This window comes from Streptomyces sp. NPDC002490, assembly GCF_040296045.1.
GTDB lineage: Bacteria > Actinomycetota > Actinomycetes > Streptomycetales > Streptomycetaceae > Streptomyces.
Genome location: NZ_JBEOWM010000027.1, coordinates 84559 through 94233 on the forward strand (window position 1 = coordinate 84559; position 9675 = coordinate 94233).

The 9675-nt window shown below is 75.3% G+C and carries 6 protein-coding genes, 1 tRNA gene and 1 pseudogene; 3 read left to right on the top strand and 5 right to left on the bottom strand.

Going from position 1 to position 9675, the window contains the following annotated elements:
- Positions 1 to 47: 47 nt before the first annotated feature.
- The 3 genes from ABT092_RS19015 to ABT092_RS19025 all read left to right on the top strand — a co-directional run bounded on the left by ABT092_RS19015 (position 48) and on the right by ABT092_RS19025 (position 2060).
- Entirely contained in the window at positions 48 to 1337 is a 1290-nt protein-coding gene (locus ABT092_RS19015; RefSeq protein ID WP_351245260.1) for a sensor histidine kinase, read from the top strand.
- Positions 1334 to 1963 carry a response regulator gene (locus ABT092_RS19020; protein WP_351245262.1) on the top strand — a complete coding sequence of 210 codons (630 nt, stop codon included), beginning with the start codon at positions 1334 to 1336 and terminating at the stop codon, positions 1961 to 1963. Before ABT092_RS19015 ends, ABT092_RS19020 begins: the two co-directional genes overlap by 4 nt.
- 24 nt (positions 1964 to 1987) lie before the next feature.
- A tRNA-Gly gene (locus ABT092_RS19025) sits at positions 1988 to 2060 on the top strand.
- A 67-nt stretch (positions 2061 to 2127) separates the two neighbouring features.
- On the opposite strand, the gene ABT092_RS19030 is transcribed toward ABT092_RS19025, so the two are convergent.
- From ABT092_RS19030 to ABT092_RS19050, 5 genes and pseudogenes are all read right to left on the bottom strand, one after another.
- Positions 2128 to 3027 carry a phosphoribosylaminoimidazolesuccinocarboxamide synthase gene (locus ABT092_RS19030; protein WP_351245264.1) on the bottom strand — a complete coding sequence of 300 codons (900 nt, stop codon included), beginning with the start codon at positions 3025 to 3027 and terminating at the stop codon, positions 2128 to 2130.
- A 96-nt stretch (positions 3028 to 3123) separates the two neighbouring features.
- The gene (locus tag ABT092_RS19035; protein ID WP_351245266.1) at positions 3124 to 4680 is read right to left on the bottom strand and encodes a N,N-dimethylformamidase beta subunit family domain-containing protein; all 1557 of its coding nucleotides are present in this window, start codon (positions 4678 to 4680) and stop codon (positions 3124 to 3126) included.
- Positions 4681 to 4949: 269 nt separating this feature from the next.
- The gene (locus ABT092_RS19040; protein ID WP_351245268.1) at positions 4950 to 6974 is read right to left on the bottom strand and encodes a M48 family metalloprotease; all 2025 of its coding nucleotides are present in this window, start codon (positions 6972 to 6974) and stop codon (positions 4950 to 4952) included.
- A gap of 547 nt (positions 6975 to 7521) precedes the next feature.
- The gene (gene purD / locus ABT092_RS19045; protein WP_351245270.1) at positions 7522 to 8775 is read right to left on the bottom strand and encodes a phosphoribosylamine--glycine ligase; all 1254 of its coding nucleotides are present in this window, start codon (positions 8773 to 8775) and stop codon (positions 7522 to 7524) included.
- 180 nt (positions 8776 to 8955) lie between these two features.
- Positions 8956 to 9675: pseudogene (locus ABT092_RS19050) on the bottom strand (DNA polymerase III subunit gamma and tau); the annotation flags it as partial.

Below are 9675 nucleotides of genomic sequence, written 5' to 3' on the forward strand. Positions count from 1 at the left end.
CCCGCCCGCACCGGTGACGGACGACGGACGTGAGGAAGAACGGCGTGATGCGCAGACCGGGTGCCTGGTGGCGGGGGAAGAGCACGACCGCGAAGGTCGAGTCGTACACCCGCGGCACCTTCCACTCCTTCTCGGCGATCGAGGTCGGCGTGCTGGCGCCCGGGCTGCTGAACGTCCTGGACCGGGCCACCGCCCTGCTGGCGCTGGCCCTGCTGCTGACGCACGCCGGCATCGGCTCCCTCGCCGGGGCCCGGGCCCTGGACTGGGTCTGCGGGAGACGCGCCCGACCCCTCGGCGCCGCCGCGGTGATGGCCGCGGCCACCGTCCTGATCGCGGTGGTCCTGCTGCTCGTCACCACCCGCGGGCTCGACCTGGGCTCCCCCTCCCCGGCCGAGGAGAAGCAGGTCGCCGCCTCCGCCACCGCCTACCTGATCGTCTTCGTCTTCGGCACCGGCGCGCTGACCCTCGGGCTGCGCGGGGCCCGGCAGATCGTCCGGGCCGTCTGCGGACTGGGGGCGTGCGCGGGGATCGGCGCCTTCGTCGCCGGCGTCCCGCTGCTGCCGGCGGCGATCACCACCGTGACGGTCACCCTCGGCAGCGGGTTCATGGCGCTGGCCGCCGCGCTCTCCGTGTGGCTGCTGACCGTCGTCATCGAACTCGACGCCGCACGCGAGACCCGCGCCCGGCTCGCCGTCGCCGAGGAGCGCCTCCGGTTCGGCCGCGACCTGCACGACGTGCTGGGCCGCAACCTCGCCGTCATCGCCCTCAAGAGCGAACTCGCCGTGCAACTCGCCCACCGGCAACGCCCCGAGGCGGTGACGCAGATGGTCGAGGTGCAGCGGATCGCGCAGGAGTCCCAGCGGGAGGTGCGGGAGGTCGTCCGCGGCTACCGCGAAGCCGACCTCTCCGTGGAACTCTCCGGGGCGCAGGGTGTCCTCACCGCCGCCGGGATCGACTGCCGCCTCACCGGCTCCGCCGCCGGACTGCCCGCCCGGGTGCAGGCCGTGCTCGGCTGGGTGGTCCGCGAGACCACCACCAACGTGCTGCGGCACGGCGCCGCCGAGCACTGCACCGTCGCCCTGGTGCGCACCCCCACCGCGGTGACCCTCACCGTCGAGAACGACGGGATGACCGACACCTCCGCCGCCCCCACCGACGGAACCGGTCTCGCCGGACTGCGGGAACGGCTGGCCGACCTCGACGGCACCCTGGACGCGGGCCCCGTCGGGGCCGCCGACCGGGTCGGCGGCCGGACCTTCCTCGTCACCGCCCGGGTCCCGCTCGCCCCGGACGACCCGAACCCGGACGCCGTCCCCACGAAGGAGGTGGCGGAATGACCGCCGCTCCCGGCACCGGCCGGGTACGCATCCTGCTCGCCGACGACGAACACCTGATCAGGGGCGCCCTGGCGGCCCTGCTCGCGCTGGAGGACGACCTCCTGGTGACCGCGGAGGCCGCGTCCGGCCCGGAGGCGCTCGCCATGGCACTGGCGCACCGCCCCGACGTCGCCGTCCTCGACCTGGAGATGCCCGGCGCGGACGGTGTGAGCGTCGCCACATCACTGCGCGCCCAACTCCCCGACTGCCGGGTGCTGATCGTCACCAGTCACGGCCGCCCCGGACACCTCAAGCGGGCCCTGGCCGCCGGGGTGCGGGGCTTCGTCCCCAAGACCGTCAGCGCCCAACGGCTCGCCGAGATCATCCGGACCGTGCACGCCGGCAACCGGTACGTGGACCCCGAGTTGGCGGCCGACGCGATCTCCGCCGGGGACTCCCCGCTGACCGCGCGGGAGGCCGAGGTGCTGGAACTCGCCGCGGACGGGGCGCCCATCGCGGAGATCGCCCAGCGGGCGTCGCTCTCCCCCGGCACGGTCCGCAACTACCTCTCGTCGGCGATGGCCAAGCTGGGCGCCGACAACCGGCACGCGGCGGTGCGGCTCGCGCGGCGACGCGGTTGGGTATAGTGGGCGGCGCCCCTCGGGGCACCGGCGGACGTAGCTCAGTTGGTAGAGCGCAACCTTGCCAAGGTTGAGGTCGCGAGTTCGAGCCTCGTCGTCCGCTCAGTTCGTACTCCGTACGCGGGAGGACCCCGGCCCATCGGCCGGGGTCCTCGTCGTTTCCGACCCGCTCACTCCCAGGCGGCCCCGGTCAGCCGCTCGTACGCCTCCAGGTACTTCGCCCGGGTCGCCGCCACCACGTCCTCGGGCATCGGCGGCGGCGGCACCTCCGCGGCCCGCTCCCAGCCGGAGGCCGGCGAGGTCAGCCAGTCCCGGACGAACTGCTTGTCGAAGGACGGCTGCGCCCGGCCCGGCTGCCAGCTCTCGACCGGCCAGAACCGGGACGAGTCGGGGGTCAGCACCTCGTCCGCGAGGGTCAGCACGTCCCCGTCGAAGCCGAACTCGAACTTGGTGTCCGCGAGGACGATGCCCCGCTCCCGTGCGATGTCCCGGGCCCGCCCGTACACCGCGAGCGTGGTCTCCCGCAGCGCCTCGGCGGTCTCCGCACCGACCCGGCGGACCACCTCCTCGAAGCTGACGTTCTCGTCGTGCTCGCCGACCTCCGCCTTGGTCGCCGGCGTGAAGATCGGCTCCGGCAGCTCCGAGCCGTCCACCAGCCCCTCGGGCAGCGGAACCTCGCAGACCGTGCGCGTCCGCCCGTACTCGACCAGCCCGGAGCCGGTGAGGTAGCCGCGGGCCACGCACTCCACCGGCACCATCCGCAACGCCTTGCACACGAGCGTGCGGCCCGCCCAGTCGGCCGGGGCCCCCGCGGGCAGTTCGGTGCTCAGCACGTGGTTCGGCGCGAGGTCGGCGAACTGGTCGAACCACCACAGCGACAGCTGGGTCAGCACCCGGCCCTTGTCCGGGATCTCCGTCGGCAGCACCCAGTCGTACGCCGAGATCCGGTCGGAGGCCACCATCACCAGGTCACCGGCCTCGTTGCGGTACAGATCGCGCACCTTCCCGGTGTGCAGGTGCACCAGCCCCGGAACCTGAAGCGGTTCGGGCTTTTCGACGAATCCGGACACGGTGCCTCCCCGTGGTTCTGTACAAGTGCTGCCGCGATTCTCCCGTACCGGTCGGACCGGCCGCGAAACGGGGGCGGCACTCGGGGGCCCGCCGGCTCAGTCCCGCTTGCAGATGCGGTCCAGCAGGTTGGCGGTGGCCCGCTGCACCCGGGCGTCCACGTGCCCGGGCCGGTCCAGCGCCGGCGACCAGGCGAAGGTGCCCGAGGCGAAGACCAGCGCCCCGGACGGCGCCCGGTACAGGGAGGTCTCCTGGTGGCGCCGACCGCCCTCGGCGTCCCGGTACGGGGAGTGCGCCAACAGGATGCGCTCCCGGTGCTCGGGGAGCGGGGCGCGCGGGAAGTACCGGTCGGCCTCGCCCGCGACCAGCCCGGCCAGTTCGTCGCCCTCGTGGGCGCCGGTCGCCTCCCACAGCCAGTGCCCCGCGTTGCGGACGACCAGCGGCTGCGGTTCCGGCACCCGACCCGCGTACTGGATGCCGAGGAGGTGCTGCTCCGGTCGGTCGACCTCCCGCCACAGCGTCGAGCGGCCCGGCCCCTGACGCTTGCGGCAGGCCAGCAACCGGTCCGGGGCGCCCGAGGCGGACGGGCTCAACTCGACCTGCCAGTACATGGTGTTGGCGGAGAGGAACACCAGCGAGGTGCCCTGCTCCCGGGCCCGTTCGGTGGTGCGCCGCATCGGCACCGACCAGTACTCGTCGTGCCCCGGGAAGACCAGCCCCCGGTAGCGGGTGGGGTCCACCCGGCCCGCGTGCAGGTCGGTGGCGTCCGCGTACGCCAGGTCGTAGCCGTACCGCTCGGCCCAGCGGATGAAGTCGTACGCGTGCCCCACGTGCAGCGGCAGCCCCGCCCCCGCGTAGGGCCGGTCGAAGGAGACCATCGCCGCGGCGTCCGCCTCGCCCAGCAGCCGCCCCTCCCCGTCCCAGGCGTGGTAGAGGCTCGCCCCGGTCCGGCCGTTCTCCGGATACAGGTTGTACGCCTGCCAGGTGACGTCCGGCATCAGCAGCAACAGGTCCGCGGGACGGTCGTCGCGCACCGTGAACGGGATGTGCGAGCGGTACCCGTCCAGGGTGGTCAGCACCGCGACGTAGGCGCCCGGGTTCCAGTACGACGGCACCTGGAGCCGCCAGGACAGCCACCAGTGGTGGCAGGAGACGGTGCGGTCGGCGGTGAGCGGCGCCGGCTGCACGATGCCCGCCAGCCGGGGACTCGTGGTGATCTTCGCGGCGCCGTCGCCCGCGTAGTGGCCGATGCGGTACACGTCCACGCCGAACTGCTGCGGCGGGTTCACCGTGATGTGGAAGTCGATCGCCCCGCCGGGTGCCACCGCGGCCGCCGACGCGAAGCCCTTGATCTGCTGGCCCACGTCGTTGGCGGTGCGCAGCCCGTACGGCGGCCGGGCCTCGGCGAGCCGGGCGGCGCGCGCCGCACAGGCCGCCTCCGGGCTGTCCCGGGGGCGGGCCGTGTCCGGCGGGGTGTCGACGTACCAGGGCACCACCTGCCCGGTGTCGCCGAAGTAGTGCTCGCTGCCGCGCAGCCAGGGCAGGGGGCCCATCCCGAACGGATCGTTCACCGCGTGGGCGAGGGCGCCGGACTCCCAGCGGCGGATGTGCTCCGCTCCCCCGCGCGGGATGTGGTTCTGTTCGTACGGCGCCATGCGGTCCCCTCCCTGAGTCCCCCGGGCCGACCTCACCCGGGGCTGCCGTCGCCGGCGGGCGGAACCCAGCACATCACATAACGCACGCGTTCCGTCACCGTTCGTCGTTATTTGGTGGTGTTCCGGGAGCCCCGCACCCGGAACACGGCCCGTACGGGGGAAGGTTCGAGGGCTCTCGACGACCGCCCGTACGACGTTCAGGCGTTCCCCGGCTCGACGCACGGGCGCGACCGACCGCGGGGCCCAACCGGACGGCGCGGGGCCGGCGTTCAGACCAGGCGCAGGGGCTTGTCGGTGCGCACGGAGCGGGCCGCCAACCAGCGGCGCAGGGGCGCGGGGTCGCCCCGGTCCACCAGGGTGCGCACGCAGTGCGACAGATCGGCCGCCCGGGCGCCGTCGACGAGCAGCGAGGGACCGTCCAACCAGTCCAGTGCGGGTGCGGCGCCCGCGGTGTCGACGGCCGCGCAGCACACCGTCGCCATGACGTGCTCGGCGAGCAGGTCCCGCCCGCTGCGCGTGGGTTGGAGCGGGAAGAGGGGCAACGTCCCCTCGTTCCAGAGCACTTCGTCGGTGCCCGCGTCGGCGGGCGCGGTGCCGGTCCGGGGCGGGCCCTCCTCGCGGGCGAGCGCGGCGGTCAGCGCGGCGGCGAGTTCCCCGGCGGGCCGGGTGCCCTCTTCCTCTTCCTCTTCCTCTTCCTCTTCCTCTTGTTCTTGTTCTTGTTCTTGTTCTTCCTCGGCTCCGGCTCCGGCTTTGGCCATGGCCGCTTCCTGGGCTTCGGTCACTGCCTCGTCCGCGGGGCGTCCCGCGGGGTCCTCCGCGGGGTGCTCCGTTGGGTGCTCCTCGGCGGCGTCTTCGGTGCGGGGGGCCGGCTCGGCCCGGTGGGCGGCCGGGGCGTCGGTGTCGGTGTCGGTGTCGGCTTCGGTGGCCGGCGGGTGGGTGGCGGTCGGCGGGGTTCCGGTGGCCGGGGGGTGGGCGGCCTCCGGCCCGGCTATCCCGGTCCGCGGCGGGGCCGGGGACGGCTGGGGCTGGGGCAGCGCCAGGTGGTCGAGGACCCGGGCCAGGGTCGGGCCCTCGGGCCCCTGCCGGGCGCCGGCGCCGTCGAGCACCCGGTGCAGTCGGGCCGCCTCGGTGCGCCAGGTGCGGTCGACGACCTCCTCCGGGTACGCCTCCCAGTCCACGGGCGCCCAGTCCCGCCCCGGCTCGGCCGGCCCGCCGTGGAACAGCCGGGCGGCGAGCAGGGACGCGGCCTCGTCCACCGCGCCCGGCTCCTCCAGCAGGTCGCACGCGGGGCGCTCGGCCAACCGGGAGGCGAACCCCTCGGCGAGCCGGTCGCGCCGGGAGAGTTCCGTCAGCGCGGCGACCACGCCGGCGTCCAGCCGCGAGGGCCAGCGCCCGACCCGCCAGGCGGGCAGTGCGACCCGGGTCAACAGCCGGTCCCAGCCCGCGTACGCGAGCCCCACCTGCTCCTGCGCGACGATCCGCAGCCCGTAGTCGACGTCCTGGGCCCGGGCCGCCGCGGCGGCGGCCACTCCGCGCTCCATCTCGGTGGCATAGCCGCGGCAGGCGCGCAGCAGCAGGCGCGCGATGGACCCCGTCGCCCCGAGCGCGAGCCGTGCGAGCGGGCCGCGGCCGGGGCGCGACGCGACGGCGACCGCGGCGTCGAGCCCGCGCACGAACCGGCGCGCGGCGGCGACGTCGGGGTGTGCGGAGGGTCCCGTGCCGGCCACGACGGGGGCGAGGACGGCCCTCAGTTCGGCGACCCGCATCCACCACAGGAACGGCGATCCGATGATCAGTACGGGGGCCTCCCGGCGGCGGGCGCGCCGGGGGCCGCCGTCCGGGCCGCCCGGGGCGGCGGGGCGTTCGGAGCGGGGCTGCTGGGCCCGGTGGGTGCGGTCCTCCAGCCAGCTGTCGCAGTCCGGGGTGAGGGCTATCGCGGAGGGGGCGGGCACGTCGAGCCGGTCCGCGAGTTCGCGGACCATGCGGTACAGGTCGGGGGCGGAACGCTCGTCGACCGGCACCGTGGGGCTGACCGCGGGGCGGGAGCGCGCCACCACGAAGCCGATGCCCGCGGCCGCGAGCAGGATCGCCACCGCGAGGGCAGTGAGCACCCACAGCAGGGCGTCCAGGGCGCCGCCGCCGTCGAGGTGTCCGCTGGTCCGGGCGGTGAACAGGACGATCGCCGCCGCCGCGGGCAGGAGGGCGACGGCCGTGGCGCGACTGCGGACCCGCAGCACGTCGAGGGCCCGGGAGCGCGCGGACAGCGCACTCGTCTCCACACCGTTGTCGGACACGACCGGGTCTCGCCCCCTACCGTCCGCCGGGCGCGCTCGGGCGCCGACGGACTCCTTTGGCGTTGCTCACTCCCCCACTGTGGCACCGACCCCGGACACCGCAATGCCGGTGGGCCATGTGCCGGAACACATGCGCCGCACCCTAGTTGGACCCCCGGTCGCCGTCAGCCGTATGGCGCACCGGTCACCCGATGGAATGGCTTTGGGTAGAGGTGGGGGGCAAATCCGCACGGTAAGGCGAACAGGTGCGCGAGGTGGAAGCGGGCGCGTGCGATGACTGCGCACCCACGGGGCCATATGCGCACGCCGGGCGGGCGCGCCGTGCGAGCGGCTCCACACCAGTGCCTCCCCTGCCCCTCACTCCCCCTCTCCTTCGCCTTCGCCTTGTCCCCCGGCCCTGGCCCGACCTCGGCCCCGGCCCGTCTCCGTCTCCGTCTCCGGACAGGCGAACGGCCCCGGGCCCCTCGGCCCGCGCGCACGGGGTGCGCGGGACGGTGGGGACGACCGGGGCCGTGCACCGCGGGTCACCGGCGGGCGACCCTGCGGGTCAGGCGTCCGCCGCGGCCTTCGCCGCGATGTCCGTACGGTGCTGGGCGCCGTCCAGGGCGATGCGGCCGACCGCCGCGTACGCCCGCTCACGGGCCTGGGCCAGGTCTGCGCCGGTGGCCGTCACCGACAGCACCCGCCCCCCGGCGCTGAGCACCCGGTCGCCGTCCCGCTTCGTGCCGGCGTGCAGCACGTAGGCGTGCGGGGCGTCCTCGGTCGCCACCGCGTCCAGCCCCTCGATGGGGTCGCCGGTGCGCGGGGTGTCGGGGTAGTTGTGCGAGGCCACCACGACCGTGACGGCCGCCTCGCCGCTCCAGCGCAGCGGTTCGAGGTCGTCCAGAGCGCCCCGGGCGGCGGCCCGCAGCACCCCGGCGAGCGGGGTGCGTAGCCGGGCCAGGACCACCTGGGTCTCGGGGTCGCCGAAGCGGGCGTTGAACTCGATGACCCGCACCCCGCGCGAGGTGATCGCCAGCCCCGCGTACAGCAGCCCGGAGAACGGGGTGCCGCGGCGGCGCAGTTCGTCCACGGTCGGCTGGAGGACGGTCTCCAGCACCTCCTGGACCAGCTTGGGGTCAGCCCACGGCAGCGGCGAGTACGCGCCCATGCCGCCGGTGTTGGGGCCTTCGTCGCCGTCGAGCGCCCGCTTGAAGTCCTGGGCCGGCTGGAGCGGGAGCACCGTCGTCCCGTCGGTGATCGCGAAGAGGGAGACCTCGGGGCCGTCGAGGTACTCCTCGATGACCACCCGTTCGCAGGCGTTGGCGTGCGCCCGCGCGGTCTCCAGGTCTCCGGTCACGACCACGCCCTTGCCCGCGGCGAGCCCGTCGTCCTTGACGACGTACGGCGCGCCGAAGGCGTCCAGCGCCTCGTCGACCTCCTGCGGGACGGTGCACACGTAGCTGCGGGCGGTGGGCACCCCGGCGCCGGCCATCACGTCCTTGGCGAACGCCTTGGAGCCTTCCAGCGCGGCGGCCTCCCGGGACGGGCCGAAGCAGTCGATGCCCGCGGCGCGCACGGCGTCGGCCACCCCGGCGACCAGGGGGGCCTCCGGGCCGACGACGACGAGGTCCGCTTCGAGGCGCGTGGCGAGCGCGGCCACGGCCGCCCCGTCGAGCGCGTCTACCGCGTGCAACTGGGCCACCTCGGCGATGCCTGCGTTCCCGGGCGCGCAGTGCAGGGAGGTGACGTCGGGATCGAGGGACAAGGAGCGGCACAGGGCGTGTTCGCGGGCGCCGCCGCCGATGACGAGGACCTTCACGCCCGTCAGCCTAACCGCCGCCCAGGCGCGCCTCGTGTGCCCGTCCGATGCTCGGACGCCCGTGGAGTTGGAGGTTCCGCCAGGACCGGGGTGGGTCGGGGTCGCTGCGGACGGCCCGGCGGCCCTCGCTGAGGGCCCGCGCGCGGGGTGGGCCGGGGTCCGCGCCGCGGCGGGGCGGGGTCAGTCGCGGGACTGTTCCTCCAGGACGGTCGCACCGAGTTCGCGGACGATGAGGTCGCGACCGGAGAGCGCGGACTCGTCGAGGTCGGGGTCGTCGTCCTCGGGGATGTCGTCCTCGGGGGCGATGGGCGCCGGTCGGGGCGGCTCCGGCGCCCGGCCGCGGGGCGGGCCGGCGCTCGGGGCGGGCGGCCCCGACTGCACTCCGGGCGCCGACTGCACTCCGGGCGCCGGGGGGGCGCTGGGCGTCGCGGGGGCCGCCGCGGGCGGCGCCGCCGGGCGGGGGGGCATCGCGGGCGCGGGCGCTCCGTAGGGGGCGGGCGGGGCTTGCGGTGCGGGACGGCCGCCGATGTTCCCGGCGCCGGGCGGCGGGCCCGATCCGCCCGAGGGATCGACGACGGCCTCGACCTTCCAGTCCACGCCGAACTGTTCGTGCAGGGCCTGCCGCAGCACGTCCTCGCTGCCGCTGCCGGAGAAGTTGTCGCGGGCCCCGGCGTTGACGAAGCCGAGCTGGATGGTGCTCCCGTCGAACCCGGTCACCTGCGCGTTCTGGCTGAGCAGGATCCAGGTGAAGCGGCGCCGGTTCTTGACGGCCTCCAGGATGTTCGGCCACAGGGCGCGGGGGTCGAGCCCGCCGGCGGCCAGCTTCGCCAGGGTGGAGGTGGGACGGGGGCCCTCGTCGGAGGTCACCGTGGTGTCCGCGACCGGCACCGGCACGATCTC

Bases quoted from the DNA above. Each gene is read 5' to 3' on its own strand.
- ABT092_RS19015 (WP_351245260.1), top strand. From the start codon at position 48: ATGCGCAGACCGGGTGCCTGGTGGCGGGGGAAGAGCACGACCGCGAAG.
- ABT092_RS19020 (WP_351245262.1), top strand. From the start codon at position 1,334: ATGACCGCCGCTCCCGGCACCGGCCGGGTACGCATCCTGCTCGCCGAC.
- ABT092_RS19035 (WP_351245266.1), bottom strand. From the start codon at position 4,680: ATGGCGCCGTACGAACAGAACCACATCCCGCGCGGGGGAGCGGAGCAC.